This window comes from Archangium violaceum (assembly GCF_016859125.1).
GTDB classification, from domain to species: Bacteria; Myxococcota; Myxococcia; order Myxococcales; family Myxococcaceae; genus Archangium; species Archangium violaceum_A.
This window is the reverse complement of record NZ_CP069338.1, coordinates 328,631-347,121: the sequence shown is the minus strand read 5'-3', so window position 1 is coordinate 347,121 and position 18,491 is coordinate 328,631. Positions and strand designations below refer to the sequence as shown.

The 18,491-nt window shown below is 68.5% G+C and carries 13 protein-coding genes; 3 read left to right on the top strand and 10 right to left on the bottom strand.

The window, feature by feature from the left end:
- Window positions 1-49 precede the first annotated feature (49 nt).
- Window positions 50-1,696 (top strand): hypothetical protein, encoded by a 1,647-nt coding sequence (locus tag JQX13_RS01435; RefSeq protein ID WP_239014465.1) that lies wholly within the window; start codon window positions 50-52, stop codon window positions 1,694-1,696.
- On the opposite strand, the gene JQX13_RS01430 is transcribed toward JQX13_RS01435, so the two are convergent.
- The 7 genes from JQX13_RS01430 to JQX13_RS01400 all read right to left on the bottom strand — a co-directional run bounded on the left by JQX13_RS01430 (window position 1,672) and on the right by JQX13_RS01400 (window position 12,675).
- Entirely contained in the window at window positions 1,672-2,385 is a 714-nt protein-coding gene (locus tag JQX13_RS01430) for an alanyl-tRNA editing protein (RefSeq protein ID WP_203407281.1), read from the bottom strand. The genes JQX13_RS01435 and JQX13_RS01430 overlap by 25 nt on opposite strands.
- A 198-nt stretch (window positions 2,386-2,583) precedes the next feature.
- A complete protein-coding gene (gene cglD, locus JQX13_RS01425) occupies window positions 2,584-5,748 on the bottom strand; it encodes an adventurous gliding motility lipoprotein CglD (RefSeq protein ID WP_203407279.1) in 3,165 nt (1,054 codons plus the stop codon).
- 94 nt (window positions 5,749-5,842) lie between these two features.
- Entirely contained in the window at window positions 5,843-6,256 is a 414-nt protein-coding gene (gloA2, locus tag JQX13_RS01420) for an SMU1112c/YaeR family gloxylase I-like metalloprotein (RefSeq protein WP_203407277.1), read from the bottom strand.
- An 11-nt stretch (window positions 6,257-6,267) separates the two neighbouring features.
- Entirely contained in the window at window positions 6,268-7,821 is a 1,554-nt protein-coding gene (locus tag JQX13_RS01415; RefSeq protein WP_203407275.1) for a formate/nitrite transporter family protein, read from the bottom strand.
- Window positions 7,822-7,923: 102 nt separating this feature from the next.
- Window positions 7,924-11,058 (bottom strand): efflux RND transporter permease subunit, encoded by a 3,135-nt coding sequence (locus JQX13_RS01410; protein WP_203407274.1) that lies wholly within the window; start codon window positions 11,056-11,058, stop codon window positions 7,924-7,926.
- On the bottom strand, window positions 11,055-12,167 hold the full coding sequence (locus tag JQX13_RS01405; protein ID WP_203407272.1) for an efflux RND transporter periplasmic adaptor subunit: 1,113 nt from the start codon (window positions 12,165-12,167) through the stop codon (window positions 11,055-11,057). The genes JQX13_RS01410 and JQX13_RS01405 overlap by 4 nt, the downstream gene beginning before the upstream one ends.
- 70 nt (window positions 12,168-12,237) lie before the next feature.
- Complete coding sequence (locus tag JQX13_RS01400; protein WP_203407271.1) at window positions 12,238-12,675, bottom strand: MarR family winged helix-turn-helix transcriptional regulator; 438 nt, start codon at window positions 12,673-12,675, stop codon at window positions 12,238-12,240.
- A 243-nt stretch (window positions 12,676-12,918) separates the two neighbouring features.
- Between JQX13_RS01400 and JQX13_RS01395 the strand changes: the two genes are divergently transcribed.
- Together JQX13_RS01395 and JQX13_RS01390 are read left to right on the top strand one after the other, a co-directional pair.
- Entirely contained in the window at window positions 12,919-13,845 is a 927-nt protein-coding gene (locus JQX13_RS01395) for an ABC transporter ATP-binding protein (protein ID WP_203407270.1), read from the top strand.
- On the top strand, window positions 13,842-14,603 hold the full coding sequence (locus tag JQX13_RS01390) for an ABC transporter permease (protein WP_203407268.1): 762 nt from the start codon (window positions 13,842-13,844) through the stop codon (window positions 14,601-14,603). The genes JQX13_RS01395 and JQX13_RS01390 overlap by 4 nt, the downstream gene beginning before the upstream one ends.
- Window positions 14,604-14,646: 43 nt before the next feature.
- Here the strand turns inward: JQX13_RS01390 and JQX13_RS01385 are convergent, their stop codons facing one another.
- The 3 genes from JQX13_RS01385 to JQX13_RS01375 form a co-directional block, all read right to left on the bottom strand.
- The gene (locus JQX13_RS01385) at window positions 14,647-15,756 is read right to left on the bottom strand and encodes an FAD-dependent oxidoreductase (RefSeq protein WP_203407267.1); all 1,110 of its coding nucleotides are present in this window, start codon (window positions 15,754-15,756) and stop codon (window positions 14,647-14,649) included.
- The gene (locus tag JQX13_RS01380; RefSeq protein ID WP_203407266.1) at window positions 15,757-15,927 is read right to left on the bottom strand and encodes a hypothetical protein; all 171 of its coding nucleotides are present in this window, start codon (window positions 15,925-15,927) and stop codon (window positions 15,757-15,759) included.
- 291 nt (window positions 15,928-16,218) lie between these two features.
- Complete coding sequence (locus tag JQX13_RS01375; RefSeq protein ID WP_203407265.1) at window positions 16,219-18,429, bottom strand: peptidase domain-containing ABC transporter; 2,211 nt, start codon at window positions 18,427-18,429, stop codon at window positions 16,219-16,221.
- Between the last annotated feature and the right edge of the window lie 62 nt (window positions 18,430-18,491).

Sequence of the window (18,491 nt, the reverse complement as noted above, 5' to 3'; positions counted from 1 at the left end):
CGACCCTGTCGATCCATCGGACACATCACCAGCGGTGCGCGTAACAGTCATGTCGAATCCTCCCTCCCGTCTTCCTGGCTCACCCTCCATTCTTGGCTCCCCGCTGCTCTGGGGGCTCGTGGGCTGGGCGTTGGCACTGATGCTGGCGCACCACGCGGTGTTGCTGTCGGGCCTGCGGGTCACCCAGGGGGACGAGGGCGATGCGCGTTTCGTGCACTACGTCCTCGAGCATGGCTTCCGCCACCTGCGTGGGGATGCCGCTCACGCGCGCTTCTGGGACGCGCCCATGTTCCACCCGGCCGCCAACACGATTGCCTACTCGGATCCGCTGCAGGGCGTGTTGCCGCTGTATGCCGTCTGGCGAGCCGTGGGCATGTCGCCGGACAGGGCCTTCCAGTTCTGGGTGTTCACCGTCACCTCCCTGAACTTCCTGTCGGCGCTGTGGCTCCTGCGCAGGGGGGTCGGGGCGTCCGCGGGCGCGGCGATGGTGGGCGCGGTGCTCTTCGCCGCGGGGGCCTCGCGCATCAATCAGGCCAACCACCCCCAGTTGTTGCCGCAGTTCTACAGCGTGCTCGCGGTGGGGGCGCTCCTCGCCCTGGCGCGCCCTGGACTCTCACGCCGGGCCGGAATGGGATGGGCCGCGCTGCTGGTGGCCTCCTGCGTGGCGCAGCTGTACGCCGGTTTCTACTGGGGATGGTTCCTGGGCTTCTTCCTCGCCCTGACGGCGCTCGTCGCGCTTGGCTTCCCCGACACACGCGCGAAGCTGTTCCAGGGCCTGCGCACCCACGGTCCGGCGCTGCTCTTGTGGGGCGTGGTGGGGGTGGTGGCCCTGCTGCCGCTCGTCCAGCACAGCCTGGCCGCGGCGCGGGAGGTGGGGCTGCGGTCCTTCGGCGAGGCCGAGGGCATGGTGCCCCGATTCGCCTCCTGGTTCCACATGGGAGACACCAACTGGCTCTACGGCTGGATGGGCCGCCTGAAGCCATTCGCGCGCATTCCCGTGGAGGGGGAGCACCGGGTGGGGCTGGGCGTGTTGACGCTGGTGCTCGCGGGAGCGGGGTTGTGGCACGCCCGGCAACGCCCGATGGCGCGGCTGCTGCTGGGGGTGGTGCTCGTCACCGTCTTGATCGCCACGCGCTACCGCGGGGGCATGACGCCCTGGTGGCTGGTGTTCCACGGCTTCCCGGGCGCCAGCGCGGTGCGGGCCGTCTGTCGGATGGGGGTCTGGTTGCTGCTCCCCGCCTCCGTGGGATTGGCCCTCTTCCTGTCGCGCCAGGCCCGAGAGGGGAAGGTGTGGCTGGCGGCGCTGCTGGGGAGTGTGTGTCTGCTCGAGCAGGGCGTGAGCGGGAGCACCTTCGATGTGGCTGCCGCGCGCGCGGACGTGCAGTGGGTGGCGGGGCAGGTGGGTCCCGGCTGCGAGAGCTTCCTCTACAGTCCGGCCGGAGGGAACGAGCCCTCATGGAAGTACCAGATCGACGCGATGTGGGCTTCCATCGAGCGGGGAGTCCCCACTCTCAACGGCTACTCCGGCAACGTGCCGCCGGGTTGGGCGCTGGAGCCAGTGGCTCCCACCGACGCGCCGAGCGCGGCCCGGCTCGACGAGGCGCTGCGGGCCTGGGCGGGGGCGCGAGGGCTGGACGTGTCGAGCCTCTGCCGCATCGAAGCCCCGCCGTCTCACCGATCCGTCAGCGTCCAATAGAAGCGCTTGTTGTCCTTCCCCTTGTTGTCGAACTTCCTGATGCGCGCCTGGCCGATCTCGCGTGTCGAGTGCACGTGCGTTCCGCCGCACGCTTGCGCATCGAACCCTTCGATCTCGACGATCCGCACGGTCCCATCGACGATGGGGGGGAGGACATTCAGGGTCCGGATGAGCTCGGGCCGTCCTCGGAACTCGTCTTCGCTGATGACCGAGGACGCCACGGGGTGACCCTGTTGGAGCACGTCATTGACGCGGCTCTCCAGGTCGGCAATCTGCTCACGCGCGAAGCCGGTCAGCTTGAAGTCGATGCGTGACTCCTCGGGACCGAGCTGCACGCCCGTGATGAAGCCCCCGAAGTGTTGGCGCGCGACCGTATTGACGACGTGCATCAGGCCATGATGTCGCATCAGTGCGTGTCTGTAGGACCAGTCGAGGATTCCCCGTACGGCCCGGCCCGCCGCGAGCTCCCGCTCGATGCGGTGCCATATCCGGCCCTCGGTATCCTCTCGGACTTCGGAGACCACGACGGTGTCTCCCTCCAGGCTCAAGTGGCCGCGATCGCAGGGTTGCCCGCCACCACCCGGGTAGAAGGCCGTCCGTGACAGGACACACCATCCGTCCGCGCTTTCGAGCACCTCGGCGTTGAACTCACGTTGGTACGAGTCCTCGAGGTAGAGCCTGACCGTCATGGGCGGACGTCCCCTTGTTTGGAGTCAAGGATGGCTGCTGGGGCCTTCGTCCGCGCCCGGACGAATATCCGCGTGGTTTCCTGACATTCAGTGGGTGGCGAGCGACGCGCCCAGGCGTGCGACCGCGTTCATATCCGCTCTCATGTCCGGGCCGCATCGTAGCGCCGCGGTCCGCGGCCCGGACACATCCTGAACGGATTACGGCACGCAGGCGCAGAGCGTCATGTCACACCGGGTGCCCGTGCCGCAGGTCCCACCACAATCGGGCTTGCAGACGCACCAGGTGCCCGAGGCTCCGCACTCCAACCTGGGGCCTTCACAGTGGTCCGGATCGATCGGGCTGTAGTTCGGGTCGTTCTCGCAGGGAATGACGCCGTTGGGAGCCTTCACCGAGTCCACCCAGTACTGGTACGACACCGCCACCTGGGTCGACTCGGTCGCGGGACGGCAGGCGCCGAAGAAGGAGAGGGTGCGCGAGTTGCCGTCGAAGTCGAAGCCGTTGACCGTGCTGCGCGGAATGTCGTTGCTCGCACTGCAAACCGCCGGGTTGAGCACGTTGTCCATGGCCACCTTGATGGACGCGCCAATGGGAGGCTCGAGGGTCTTGTAGCCCGAGTTGCCAATGGCGTCGGCGATGATCGCTTCCATCGACGCCTCGATGGAGGCGGTATCGAGGATGGAGCCGAGTACGCCACCCGAGGCGTTGACCACCGCTGCGTGGCGCAGCTTGGACACGCCGCCCACGGGCTGCGGGTTGAACTCACGGGTGGAGTTGGACAGATCGCAGATCCCCGTGGCGCAGCCGCAGGCCTGGCCGGACGGGCACACGATGCCGTGGACGGTGATCGGCTTGCCCGTCTTGTTGGTGGGGGGCAGCTCCGAGCGATCGCCGAAGAACCTCATGAAGTTCGCGACGTTCTCGCAGCTGATTCCGGCCACGTCCTTGGTTCCGCCGCTCCCGCAGTTGGCGATGGTCGTGGTGTAGCCACTGGTCTGATCGTCCGCGTCTCCGAGCAGGATGACCACGAGCGCGGCATCCTTGCGCACCTTGAGACCGGTCTCGACACCCCCTGGGTCGGTGCCCGGGGTCATGTCGTCGATGACCTTGCGGGCCGCGCCGAGCAGACCCTCGTTGCCGCTACCAGTCATGCCCACCCAGCAGCCCCCGTTGACGCCTTGCGAGGTGTCGCCAGGGCAGTCCGCGGGCATGGGCGTGGTGGGAACCACGCTGCACGTCCCCGCGTTGCATACGCTGTTCTCCGTGAGCCAGGCCTTCACCTTGTTCACGTTGCGGGTGAAGTGCCGCACCTTTCCCGCGTTGCTGCTCAAGCCCGTGGGGCCCAGATGATAGCTCGTGGTGACGAGCGCCATGCGCCAGTCCAGCGATGCGGCATTGAGTGCGTTCGCCGCGGACTGGGCGGTGGCGGCCAGCGACAGCTGCGAGCTCATCATCGAGCCGCTGTCGTCCACGACGAAGATGAAGTCCACCTTGGACTCCGGGGGGGTGAAGCGCTCGCACCGTACCGCCGTGGGCTCGCCGAACTGGGCGAGCGCGGAGCCATCCGAGAGGTCCTTCACGGAGAAGGCCGCGGGGGTACCGCGGTTGCTGCCCGTTACGCTCGCCAGGGGCGCCACCGCGATGAGCACCACGAGGCTCTGGGACGAGCGGTGCACGAAGAGCGTCTGGAGGCGGAAGTCTCCCATCACCCCCGCCGCCGTACCGCTGAGGCGGCCCGTGCTGCCGGGCACCAGGGCGTCGACCAATTGGTCCGTGCGGCGCTTGAGGTCCGTGGTCGTGCCGTCCTGGTCATAGAAGGCCTGCACGGCATCGAAGCCCTCCCAGGTCTTGAAAGCCTGGGCGGTGCGGTTGCGAAGGGCGCCCTTGGACGCGATGGCGGGCCGCAGCGCCTCCTCGTCGCCGAGCGGATCCGTGGCGCCGACGGGCGGGGTGGTGCGGAAGGCCAGGAAGGCGGTCTTCGAGGTACTGTCGTACCCGACCAGCCCCTTCACCTCGGCGCCCGACTTGATCTGGGTGACCTCCGTGAAGGTGGGCGGCAGTGCCAGCTTGATGTCCGGCCCGCTCTCGGACTGGAAGGTCACGGGGCGCAGGTTGTCGGCGGTGCATACCTGCCCGACCGGACCCGTTGCGTCGCCGCCGTTGTTGGGGTCCAACTCACCCGGGTCCACCCTGCCGTTCTGATTGTCGTCCTCGACGCCGTCGCTCACCCCGTCACCATCGGTGTCCGGTTGGGTCGCATCCGTGGTCGTGCCCGGGTCCATGTCCGGGAGGAAGCCGGTGCAGTTCGCCGCGTCCGGGTGGGTGGTGACGCCCCGTTCCACGCCGTCCACGATGCCGTCACCATCGGTATCCGCCTGGCGCGGATCGGTCTCGCTGGCCTCCCGGATTCCATTGGCGTTCTGGTCCTCGCCCTTCACGCTCCCGGTGCTCGGGCCATCGACCAGTCCGTCGCAGTCGGTGTCCTTGCGCAGCGGGTGGGTTTCGGTGTCATCCACCCTGCCGTTCTTGTTCGCGTCCTCCACGCCGTCCCACAGGCCGTCGCCGTCCGTGTCCGCGTTGACCGGGTTCGTATTCGATGCGGTATCGGCGTCCTTCGGCAGGGTGCAGTTCGTGCCCGGCACCGGCTGGTCGATGCCCAGCTCGAGCCCGTCCTGGAGTCCATCTCCATCGGTATCCGCCAGGCCGGGGTCGGTGTGCTTGCCATTGCCCCGATCCGTCTCGAACTCGACCTTGTCGCTCAGTCCATCGCAGTCGGTGTCCTTGGTGGCGTTGTTCGGGTCGCTGGGATCGGGAGGCAGCGGCGTCGTGCCGCCGTCCGGAACCTCCGAGCCGCCGTCCGGAACCTCCGAGCCGCCGTCCGGAACCTCCGAGCCGCCGTCCGGAACCTCCGAGCCACCGTCCGGCTCCGGCTCGTTGGTCCCCGCGTCACGGGGATTGTTCCGGACGCACCGGAACTCCTGGCAGACGTAACCTTCCGCGCAGTCCACCGTCTGGATGCACTCGGCGCGACACACGCCCTGCAGGCACAGGTGCGGCTCGGTACAGTCCGAGTTGTAGACGCAGCCCTGGACTCCCGCATCGAGCCCAGCATCGAGCCCAGCGTCACCGGTATCCTGGCGGACGCAGCGCTGGTCGGAGCAGATGTAACCCTCTTCGCAGTCGACGTTGCTCTTGCACTCGGCGACGCACGTGCCGCTCCTGCACACGTTCGAGCCTTCGCAATCGGAGTTGTAGACGCACTCGGGTTTCGGCCCCGGACAACCCACGACCGTCGTCAGGAGCGCCACGAGCAGAGGCAGCCCGAGGCGCAGCGGTCCTCGGGATGACGTATATACGGAAAACACGGATGGAATACCCCCTCTTGCACAGACACCACCGAGGATCGGCCCTCAGTTTCGTGCTGGCAGGGGCGCACTAAGCAAACCGGAGCGCGACGCGTCAAGCGGCGATGGTCTCTCTCTCGGTTTCGTAGATTTCCAGAGGCAGATCATCCGGATCCCGGAAGAAGGTGAAGCGCTGGCCGGTATGCGGATCGACGCGGACCTCCTCCGTTTCGATTCCGTGCGCCCGCAGGTGCGCGATGACCGGGTCGATGTCGGCGACCGCGAAGGCCAGATGGCGCAGACCGCAGGCCTCGGGCCGGGTGGGTCGCGGCGGCGGATGGGGGAAGGAAAACAGCTCGAGCTGAACCCCTGGACCCACTTGCAGGTCCAGCTTGAAGGAGCTCCGCTCGACCCGATGGACCTCCCGGATGATCGGCAGGCCCAGGATCTCCGTGTAGAAGGCCTTGGAGCGCGCATAGTCCGAACAGATGAGCGCGACATGGTGGACCGAATCGAACAGCGGTTTCATCCTGTGACACCTCAGTGCTGCGTCCCACGCCGGCGGAAGACGTCGTTCATCCGCCGCTCGCTGCGCCGCAGCGAGTGCGCCTGAACGTAGCCGAGCAGTGTCACGAAGACGAGGCCGCCCACGAGGTTGCCCAGCAGCGCGGGCAGGAAGTTCATCCACGCCCACTGACGCACCGACACGGGTGCGCCCAGGCCCATGGCCATGAAGACCTCGGCCGCCGAGATGACGACGTGGTTGAAGTGTCCGGCCGCGATGAGGAAGCCCATGATCCAGATGATGAACAGCCGCGAGCCCTGTCCGCGCGCCGCGAGCAACAGCCACGTGAGCGTCGTCATCAGCCACCCCGCGAAGACGGCCTTCATGAAGGCCGTGGACCAGGGCACGAAGACCTTGTCGTGCGCGAGCTGCACGAGGAAGTGTTTCGCGCCGTCCGCCATGACGCCCGGGCGCGAGACGAGGAACGCGAACACCACCGCGCCCACGAGGTTGAAGGCCAGCGTGGAGCCCCACAACACGAGCAGGTCGCGGACCTTCCCCCGGCCACTCATCACCCCGGTGACCGGGACGAAGAAGTTCTCGGTGAACAGCTCGCCCTTGCCCACGAGGAGGATGATGAAGCCGATGGGGAAGGCGAGCGAGCCCAGCAGGTGCACCTGATGGTGCTCCATCACGTGGCTCCACGGTCCGGCCGTCCAGGCCATGGCCACCGCGCCGAAGCTCACGGCCAGTCCGCCAATGAGCGCCGTCATCGAGTGGGCCAGCGTCATCCGATGGAGCCGCCGCTCGCCGAGCGCGATGGCGTTCTCGACGACCTCCGGTGACTCGGCGCTCAGCTCCTCGCTCGGAGTCGAGGTCTCCCTGGTCAATCCGGAGATGCGCTCGAGGACCTGCTCCACGAGGTTCGCCATTCCCTTGAGCCGGTCGTGCGAGGCGAGCAGCTCGGCGGCGGCCACCTTCCCGATGCGCTGGAAGCCTCGGTACGCGAGCTGCGCCAGACACTCGCGGGCCGCCTGGAGGCCGCGCAGCAGCTCGGTCATCTCCGTCTGGGCCTTGCCCACCGCGACCATGGCGCTGGCGGAGGCGCGTGGGCCCGGTGCCTCCATCCCCTCCAGCTCCTTCCGGAGGGTTTTCCATATCGCGTCGAAGCCGTCCACGAGCTCCTCTGCGAGCGCCGCCAGGAAGCGATCCGTCCCCCCGGGAGCGTCGTGGTGGAGGAAGCGTGCGCGGGCCTGTTCCACGGACCGGAGGGAACGTGGCGCCGCGGTGAGCACGGCGTCGTCGGTGAGCACCACGTCCAGCCGGTCCCACCGCAGGGTTCCCTCCTCGTTGAGCTCCGGGACGTTGAGCCGGACGAGGAGCTGGCGCGGGAACTCGACGGCCCCGGGCGCGAAGTCCATGTCCTGGAGCTGGTGCAGCAGGCTCTGATGGAGGCCGAGCGACTGCCGGAGTGCTTCAAGCTCCTCACGGGAGGGGTGGATGGTGCGCAGGTGGCGCAGCTCATGGTCGGGCGCCACCTTCCAGGTCACCGTGTTCAGGGAGGGCGTGGGTGTCTCGGTATTTCGCACCCGAGGAGCTTGGGCATCATCCGGGATGTGAGCAGCCATTGTCCCGCTGGTTACCCGCCAGGGGGACAGGCGCCACATCCCGGATTCGACCCGGGTGGTCCTCTACCCCGTGGTGGACGCGGGCTGCGGCAATTCCTCCGCGGGAGCAACCTCCGCGACCGGCGCCTGCTTGCGCGCCTGCCGGCGATCCACCCAGCCCGCCAGCGACACGTAGGCCACGGGGATGACCAGCAGGGTCAGCAGCGTGGAGACGGTCATGCCGCCGATGACCCCGCGGGCCATGGGCGCCCACATCTCCGCGCCGTCTCCCAGCTCGAAGGCCAGCGGCACCATGCCCAGCACCGTGGTGAGCGTCGTCATCAGGATGGGGCGCAACCGGCTCCGGCCCGCCTCCATCGCCGCCATCACCAGGTCCTCTCCCTCCAGGCGCCGCGTCTTCAGCACGTCGATGAGCACGATGCCGTTGTTCACCACCACGCCCGCCAACAGGATGATGCCGATGAGTGCCGTCACCTGCATCGTCGTGTTGCTGACCACCAGCGCCAGCACCACACCCGCCACGGCCAGCGGCACCGAGAACAGGATGACGAAGGGCTCCAGCAGCGACTCGAACTGGCTGGCCATCACCATGTAGACGAGCACCACCGCCACCACGAAGGCCAGGCCCAGCGCCATGAAGGAGTCCTGGAGATCCTCCGCCGTGCCCGCCACCATCGTGGAGATTCCGGGCGCTTCCTCCTGTGCGGCGATGGTCTCGTTCACCCGCTGGATGAGCGTGCCGAGCGCCACGCCGCTGGCCGACGTCAGATTGATGGTGGCCAGCCGCCGCTGGTTCTCCCGGGCGATGGCCGTGGGCCCCAGCGCCTGCTCGATGTCCGCCACCGTCTCCAGCGGCACCGTGACGCCCAGGGGCGTCGCCACCGGCAGCGCCCGCAGCCGGGTCACGTCCTCGCGCACCTCCTTGGGCGCCCGTACGAAGACGCGGTACTCGTCACCGCCCTCGCGGAACATGGTGGCCGTCGTCCCCAGGAAGTACGTGGACACCGTGGACGCCACGTCCGCAGGCGCGAGTCCCAGCAGCCGGATCTGCTCCCGGTCCAGCTCCACCTTCAGCTCCGGCTGGCCCTGCTCCATCGAGAACGTCACGTTCGCCGCCTCGGGCATCGCCTCCAGCCGGCTCTTCAGCTGCGCGCCATAGGCTCGCACCTTCATCAGGTCGTCGCCGAACACCTTCACCACCACGTCGCCGCCCGCTCCCGCGAGGCCCTGCTGCTGCGGCAGGACCTCCAACCCCGCCAGCCCCTTGAAGTGCTCGCTCAGCACGTTCTCGATTTCCTGCTGGCCGCGCTCGCGCTCGGAGCGCGGCGGCAGGCGTATCTGCACGCTGCCCGAGTACGAGTTCTGCCCGAAGAGCGCCGCGATGCCCTCGCCCCCACCGAACTGGGAGACAACCACCTCCGCCTCGGGGACCTCCGCGCGGACGATGGTCTCCACCTGCTTGAACAGCTCGTCCGTGGTCCACAGCGACGTGCCAGGGCTCGCCTTCACCGAGAAGCGCAGCTCGCCGTTGTCCGTCTTGGGCATGAAGTCCACGCCCAGCAGCGACGTCAGCGACATGATGGCGATGAAGACGAGCAGCGTGCCCGCCAGCACCTTTCCCCGGTGCCGCAGCGCCCGGCCCAGCACCCGCGCGTAGCGCTCGGAGAGGGGGTCCAACCACATGGTGAGCCGGGCCATCCACTGCTCCAGCCGGTTCTGTTTCGCGCCCAGCGCCATCAGGCTGGCCATCAGTGGCACCAGCGTGAGCGCCACCAGCAGCGAGGCCATCAGCGAGATGCAGATGGTGAGGCTCATGTCCCGGAAGAGCTGGCCGGCCAGCCCGGGCACGAAGAGGATGGGCGCGAACACCGCCACCGTCGTCAGCGTCGAGGCGGCGATGGGCATGGCCATCTCCTTCGTCCCGTCGATGGCGGCCTCCTTCGCGCTCTTCCCCCGGCCCAGGTGCGTGAAGATGTTCTCCAGCACCACGATGGAGTTGTCCACCAGCATGCCCACCGCCAGCGCCAGGCCCGCCATGGAGATGATGTTCATCGTCACCCCCTGGAAGTCCATCACCGCGAAGGTCGCCAGCAGCGACAGGGGGATGCTCACCAGCACGATGCTGCTGGTGCGCCAGCTGCGCAGGAACGCCAGCAGCACCGCCGCCGTCAGGAGGATGGCCAGCAGCGCGCTGTCGGAGAGGTTGGAGAGGGCCCGGGTGATGGGCAGGCCCTGATCGAACACCCGCACCAACGTGACGCCCTCGGGCAGCCGCTTCTGCAGTGCCTCCATCTCCTTCATCACCCGCCTCGCCACCTGCACCGTGTTCGCGTCCGACTGCTTGCGGATGGCCATCATCACCGCGTGCCGGCCATCCGCCCGGACCACCGCCGTCTCCTCCTCGAACGTGTCCTCCACCCGCGCCACCTCGCGCAGGTGCACCCGCTGCCCGTTCTTCTGCCCCACCACCACCTCACGCACCTGCTCCACGCTGCGGAACTCGGCGTTGGTGGAGATGTTCAGCTCCTGCCTTCCCTGCTGCAGCTGCCCGCCCGGAATCATCACGTTGGCGCCCCGCAGCGCCGCCACCACCTGCTGCGCCGAGATGCCGTAGGCCTCCAGCCACTCGGGCTCGAGCCGCACCTGGATCTCCCGCTTCGTGCCGCCCATCACCTCGGCGGAGGCCACTCCCTCGATGCGCGCCAGGTAGGGCTCCACCATGTCCTCGGCCAGCTTGCGCACCGAGTGCGGCGTGCCGGGCGCGTTCACCGTGAGGAACACCACCGGCTGCAGCGCCGGATCGAACGCGAACGTCAGCGAGCGCGTGATGTCGTCGGGCAGCGTGTCCTCGGCGAAGAGCTCCAGGTTCTTGCGGACGTCCTGCTCGGCCGTCTGCATGTCCGTGCCCCAGGCGAACTTCACCATCACCAGCGAGGTGCCCTGCTGGCTGGTGGAGTTGACGTCCTCCACGTTCTCCACCGACGCCATCGCCTCCTCGATGGGGCGCGTGACGAGCTGCTCGATGGAGTCCGGGCCCGCCCCCGGGTACTGGGTGATGATGGCCACCATGGGGAATTCGATGTTCGGCAGCATGTCCAGCTTCAGCCGGCTGAAGGTGAACACCCCGAGGATGGTCAGACACAGGAACACCATCACCCCCGTGATGGGGCGACGGACCGACAGTTCGGTGAGATTCACTTGCCCGCCTCCTTCTGGTTCCCGGCCAGCAGGATGGGGTTGCCGTCACGCAGCAGGTGCACCCCCTGCACGATGAGCTGCTCCCCGGCCGCCAGTCCCTCGCGGATCTCCATCCGGTCCCCCTGTCGCACGCCCACGCGCACCTGCCGGCGCGAGGCCTTCTGGCCATCGGCGACGAAGGCCGTGGCCAGTCCCGTCCGCTCCGTATCGCCCTCCAGCAGCACCGCCTCGGCTGGCACGAGCACTACGCCCTCCCGGCGGCTCAGCTCGATGGTGGCGCGGATGGCCGAGCCGGCGACGAGCTGGCCCTCCTTGTTGTCCAGGTGCACCTCCACCAGCCCGGTGCGCGTCGTCCGGTCCACCACCGGCCCCTTGAGCGACACCTGGCCCTCCACCGTCTGCTCGGGCCGGGCCAGCGGTGACACGCGCACCGGCATCCCCTCGCGCACCCGGAGGAAGTCGCGCTCCGGCACGCGCAGCACCGCCTTGAGGCGCTCGGACTTCACCACCGTGACGACGGGAGAGCCCGCACCCGCCAGGTCTCCTTCGCGCAGGTGGACGGCGGCGACGACGCCCGAGATGGGGCTGCGGATGGTGGTGCGGCTGCGCTGCGCCGAGGCCTGTGCCACCGCGGCGCTCGCCTGGCGCACCTGGGCATCCGCGCCCCGGTACTGCGCCTCGAGTGCTTCGAGCTGGGCCTTCGTCACCGAGCCCGACGCCAACAGCTCCCGCGTGCGCTTCAGGTTGTCCTCCACCGCGTCGCGGTTGGCCCGGGCCGCCTCCAGCGCCGCCTGGGCCTGGTTGAGGCTCTCCGATTGCAGATCCCCATGCAGCGTGGCCAGCAGGTCTCCCTGCTTCACCCGGACGCCCTCCTTCACCGCCAGGCTGAGGATTCGCTCGGGCATCACCGGCGACACGCGCACCTCCTCCATCCCCTCCAGCTCGCCCACGAGCGCCACCGTCTCCACCACCGCCCCCTTCTCCACCGGGACGACGCTCACGGGACGCGCCACCAGCTCCGCGCTCCGGGCCGCCTCGGGTGCTGGCTTCCCGCATGCCGCCAGCGCCAGCATCGTCACGCAGGCGGTCTTTCTCAGGGTGCTCTTCATCGCGTTCTCCAGGAACTGCGCTCTCTCTGTCCTCGGGGCCAGGGGCCTCGGGGGATTGGGATCGAAAAGGTCAGGGGGTTTCGGGGAGGGGCGCCGGGCGCGCGGAGAGCCGGCCCACCAGCTTCTCGAAAATGCGCACCAGCGCCGTGCGATCCTCGGGCTCGAGCAGGCCCAGGAAATGGCCCAGGCTCTCCTGGGCCTGGGCGTGGACGCGATCGGAGGCCTCCCTCCCTCGCGGGGTCAGGCGGACATGGACGACGCGTCGGTCCAGGGCGTCCCTCTCTCTCTGGGCGTACCCCTCGCGCTCGAGCCGGTCGACGATGCCGGTGATGGTCTTCTCCGTGACGCCCACCCGCCGCGCCAGCTCCCCCATGGAGAGCGGACCGTCCAGCCCCAGCCACAGCACGCCATGGAGCTGGGGCGGCGTGAGCTCCAGCGTCTCGGTGAGCTGGGCGAGCGGATCCCTCAGCGAGTTGCGCCGGCCCGCCTCCACCAATAGTTCCATCATCCGACGCGCTGCGTCGTCAAACCCGGCGATATTCCGCATTCGCGAATATCACCTAGCAGGAAGCATCGAGCCGGTACAAGCCCCCTTGGTCAAGGCGAGTGTGTGAGGCCGGGCGAGCAGGGGAGCGGGGGCTGGGTGGAGGCCCTTGACGCGCCCATTGTCCGGCTGCGTGCGGAGCGGCTCGGGACGGTGGCCTGACAGCTGTTACGGTCACGCCCCATTTCCTTCATTGAAGGGTGTCGCGTGCAGCCGGTCATCTCCGTCAAGAACCTCAGCAAGACCTACGCTTCGGGTTTCCAGGCGCTCAAATCCATCAACCTGGAGATAAGACGCGGGGAGATCTTCGCCCTGCTGGGCCCCAACGGGGCCGGCAAGACCACGTTGATCAGCATCATCTGCGGGCTCGTCAACCCGAGCGGAGGCACGGTGCTGGCAGACGGGCATGACATCGTTTCGGACTTCCGCGCGGCCCGGTCCACGATCGGGCTGGTGCCGCAGGAGCTGTCCACCGACGCGTTCGAGAGCGTCTGGGCCACGGTGAACTTCAGCCGCGGCCTGTTCGGCAAGCCCCGAGACCCGGCCTTCATCGAGAAGGTGCTGCGCGACCTGTCGCTGTGGGACAAGAAGGACGCCCGGATCATGACGCTGTCCGGCGGCATGAAGCGCCGGGTGCTGATCGCCAAGGCGCTGTCGCACGAGCCGCAAATCCTGTTCCTCGACGAGCCCACCGCGGGCGTCGACGTCGAGCTGCGCCATGACATGTGGCAGATGGTGCGCCGTCTGCGTGAGAGCGGGGTGACCATCATCCTGACCACGCACTACATCGAGGAGGCCGAGCAGATGGCCGACCGGATCGGGGTCATCCGCAAGGGCGAGCTCATCCTCGTCGAGGACAAGGCGGTGCTGATGCGCAAGCTCGGCAAGAAGCAGCTGACCTTGACCCTGCAGCATCCGCTGGAGCGCATCCCCGAGGCGCTGGCCGGGCTTTCGCTCGAGCTGTCCAACGACGGGAAGACCCTGGTCTACACCTTCGACACCCAGGTGGAGGAGACAGGCATCGCGACGCTGCTGCAGCGGTTGGGCGAGCACGGCATCGGCATCAAGGATCTGCATTCCCGTGAGAGCTCGCTCGAGGACATCTTCGTCAGCCTGGTGAGGGCCCGGTCATGAACCTGTATGCGATTCGCGCCATCTACCGGTTCGAGATGGCACGCACCTTCCGCACGTTGATGCAGAGCATCGCCTCGCCGGTGCTGTCCACGTCGCTGTACTTCGTGGTGTTCGGCTCGGCGATCGGCTCGCGCATGGGGCAGATCGATGGTGTCAGCTACGGGGCCTTCATCGTCCCCGGCCTGCTGATGCTCTCGCTGCTCAACGAGAGCATCTCCAACGCCTCGTTCGGCATCTACATGCCGAGGTGGTCGGGCACGATCTACGAGGTGTTGTCCGCGCCGGTGTCCTACGTCGAGGTGGTGATTGGCTACGTCGGCGCCGCGGCCACCAAGTCGGTGATGCTGGGCGTGCTGATCCTCCTGACGGCCCGGGTGTTCGTGCCCTATGAAATCCAGCATCCGCTGTGGATGGTGCTCTTCCTGGTGCTGACCGCGGTGACCTTCAGCATGTTTGGCTTCATCATCGGCGTCTGGGCGGACGGCTTCGAGAAGCTGCAGGTCATCCCGCTGCTCGTCGTCACCCCGCTGACCTTCCTCGGCGGCGCCTTCTACTCGATCAACATGCTGCCGCCGCTCTGGCAGAAGGTCACCCTGTTCAACCCGGTGGTGTACCTGGTCAGCGGCTTTCGCTGGAGCTTCTACGGCGCCTCCGACGTCAACGTGGTCGTCAGCGTCGGCATGACCCTGGGGTTCCTCTCCCTGTGCCTCGTCGGCGTGTGGTGGATCTTCAAGACGGGGTACAAGCTGAAGTCCTGATGGACCGGGCCTCTGTCTTCGAGGTTTGTCTTTGACATGTCGTTCAGGCCGCGGTGGCGGTGGGCTCCTCCATCCGCCGCCGCCAGAAGGGCTCGTCCGGCCAGCGCCGCTCGATGGCGTAGTGGCCCAGGCGTGCCTCCAGGTACCGCGCGAACTCGGAGGCCTGGGCCTCCGCGTAATGTAGGGGGGCCGTGCCGTCTCCTCCCAGGGTCGCGCCGAGGGCCTCGGCGGCCCTGCGTGCGGAGCGGAGTGCCTCGAGGATGCCGCCCGACGACAGGGGGTCGAGCCCCGACGCGGCATCTCCGACAGCCAGCCAGCGCTCCCCACCAGAGTGCTCGAGGGAGCTGGTCTCGCACGGACGGACGTGGAGCCGGAGCTCTTCCGGCGGCGTGCCCACGCGCTCCCGGATGTATCGCGTGGCGGAGAGCAGCTCGCGCCACCCGGAGGGCCGGAGCGCACCGGCGAGTGCGAGCAGATCGGCATCGCTGAGGAGCGAGACGATGACCCGCTGGCCGGGCAATGGCGCGGTGTACCACCAGCCCAGCGGGGTGGACTCGACGAGCAGCGTCTGCTCCATGCCCGCTGGCTGCGCGAGGACGACGGACACGCTGCACAACGCGTCCACCTTGTTCCTCCGCACGCCGCACTGCCGCGCGATGGACGAGGCCCGCCCCGTCGCGTCCACCACCAGCTCGCAGGTGAGCGCCAACTCCCCGGAAGGCGAGCTGGCGTGGACGTGCCACGAGCCCGGGCCTCGCTCGACGTGCACGGCGGAGGTGAGCCGCAGGATGGGGACCTGGTGCTCCTCCGCGTGCCAGGCCAGCAGCGCGTCGAAGCGTTGCCGGTCCATGTGCCAGCCTCCCCCGTAGGGGTTGGTCATGAATGAGTGGAACTGGGGATGCTCGGAGCCCCAGGCCGCCTCGATGCCGTGCGAGGGAATGAAGTCCTCACCGGATTCCGGCAGGGGCACGCCGAGGCGCAGCAGCTCCGCGTGAGCCAGTGGGGAGAGCGTCTCCCCGGGCCGCCACTGGTTGTATTGCGTCCGCTCGAGGACACAGACCGGAATGCCTTCCCGGGCCAGGGAGAGTGCGGTGGTCGTCCCCGCCACGCCGCCCCCGACCACGATGACGGCGTACTGGTGTGTGGAGCTCATTCAGCGCTCCGTGGTTGGAGCGGAGTGGGGTGCCACGCCGGGTGTGCGGATGCCGAGTGTCTTTGACGGCTTTTCGTAGGTGATGCCCGCGGCGAGGCCCGTCATGGGTAGCCGCTCCGCGCAAATGGCGAGCGCTCGCACGGCTCGTGCGAGTCCGGTGATTCTCGGCATGGTACTCCCCCCTGTTGGCTGGCCCGGGGGCCCGCCTTCATCCGCTCCGTGGTTCCCCCGGGATTCCTCGAAGGCGTGTAGATGCCGCGCCAGCCTGGACGCTCTCCCTATTCGAAAGGGAGGCCTGTCACGGGGGATACCAGGAAACGTGAGGAAATCGAGTGTGCTGACGTGTCTTTGACGTGTCAACACGCTTGATGATGCGTTGGCCCTGGATGAGCAGGAATTCCCGAGGTGTTTGCCCTTGGGGATGAGGGCTTCGTTCTCCTGCTTACAATAGGATGTAGGGGTTCAGCCTTCCAGCTGATCCTCGACGAGCCGCCGGTAATGGCCGCCCTCGAGGGCCAGCAGCTCCGCGTGGGAGCCCTGCTCCACCACGCGCCCGCGCTCCAGCACCACGATGTGGTCCGCCCGGCGCACGGTGGAGAGCCTGTGGGCCACCACCACCAATGTCCTTCCGGCGGCCTCGCGCTGGAGCGACTCGGTGATGGCCCGCTCGGTGGAGGCATCCAGGTGGCTCGTCGCCTCGTCGAGGAAGAGCACGCGCGGCTCCCGATAGAGGGCACGCGCGAGCTGCAGCCGCTGCTCCTCGCCCCCGGACAGCCGGACGCCCGCCTCGCCGATGCGTGTCTCCAACCCACGAGGCAGTCCGAGCAGATCTCCCAGGCTGGCCGTGTGCGCCGCGTGGAGCACCCGCTGCCGATCCGGCTCCGGGTCCCCGAGCGCGATGTTCTCCGCGAGCGTGCCATCGAAGACGTCTGTCTTCTGGAAGACATAGGCCACCGAGCGGCGCAGGCCCGCGAGCGGGAATTCCTCCAGGGGCCGGCCGTCATAGAGGATGCGACCCGCCTGGGGGCGGTAGAGGCCGGACAGGAGATGGGCGAGCGTGCTCTTCCCCGCCCCGGAGCGCCCCACGATGGCGGTCATCTTCCCCGCGGGGATCGTGAAGCTCACATCCTCCAGCGTGGGCGGCTCGTGGGGGGCGCCATAGCGGAACGTCACGTGCTCCAGCCGGATCTCCGGCGCACGCCCCAGGGCGGGTGGGGCGCGCTCCTCGTCCCCGAGCGGCTCGGGCTCCACCTCGTGCACGACGTCCACCCGGCGCAGCGAGAGCCCCACCTCCTGCAGGTCCCTCACGAAGGAGACGAGGTTCTGCAGCGGCGCGAGCACCAGTCCGAGCACCGCCGTGGTGGCCACCATCTGCCCGAGCGTCAGCGCTCCGGAGATCACCAGCCAGGCCTCGTACAGCAGGATGCCCGCGAACATGGCCTGTCCCACGAAGAGGGTGCCGGCCTGGTGCAGGGTGTCCAGCCGCCACAGCCGGTGGCTGGCCTCCAGGTCGCGGGCCTGGAGCCGCTCCCAGGCGGTACGCAACTGCCGCTCGGCGCCGCACGCCTTGAGCGTCTGGATGCCCGAGAGCATCTGCATCTCCAACCGGTTGGCCTCGGCGCCGACCCGGAAGCGCTCGGTGTCCAGCTCGGTGCGCCGCGGTAGCACCCACAGGGTCCACCCCACGTAGGTCGCGGTGCTCACGAGGAAGATGACGAAGATGCCCGTGCCATAGCGCAGCAGCAGCGCCCCGTAACCCACCAGCATCAACCCATCCAACAGCACCGAGGCCGACGTGCCCTGCAGTACGCGGCGGATGCGCTGGTGGTCCCCCAGCCTCCGCAGCAGGTCTCCCCGGTGACGTCGGGCGAAGAAGGACAGCGGCAGCGTCAGGAGCCGCTCCCAGAAGCGCGTCAGCAGCAGCGTCGAATAGCGCCCCGACAGCCAGAAGAGCGCCGCACCCCGGGCCACCGTCGCCACGGCCTGCGTGACGAGCACCCCCGCGAGCGCCACACCAATGCTCCCCAGCAGCGACACCTGCCTCCCCGCCACCGCCCGGTCCACCAGCCGCTGCAGGAGGAAGGGCTGCGCGAGCGCCAGCCCTTGCAGCAGCACCGTGGCCAGCAGCGCCTGCGCCAGCAGTGCCCGGTAGCGCAGCAGTCCCCGGGCGAAGCGTCGCAAGGGGGACGGACGGCGCACGTCCCTTCCTGGTGGTGCCGGGCGGAACACCGCCTCGGTGGGCTCGAGCAGCAGCAGGATACCCTTCCAGTGCTCGCCCAGCCGCTCACGAGGCACGCGCCGCAGCCCGGCGGCGGGGTCTCCCACCACGGCCTCGCGCGCGTTCACCTCATACAGGACGACGAAATGGTCCTCGTTCCAGTGCGCGAGGGCGGGCAGCAGCGCGCGGCCTTCCTCGTCCTCCAACTCGCCGGGGTCCTCCACCTGTACGCCGCGCGCGTTCCAGCCCAGTTGCCGCGCCACGTTGAGCAGGTCGAGCAGCGAGGTCCCCCCGGCCCGTACGTGCGCCAGTTCCCGCAGCAGCTCGGGCGGATGACGGACACCGTGCCAGGCGGCGATCATCTCCAGGCATGCGGGGCCGCAATCGGCCTCCTCGAGCTGGCGTCGGATGGGGTAGCGCCGCCAGGCGGCGGTGATGCGGGAGAGGGGAGACACGCCTCGGGGTTATCACGGGCGAGGCCCGAAGGCCCCGCCCTGGTACAGCGGGAGACGTCCGC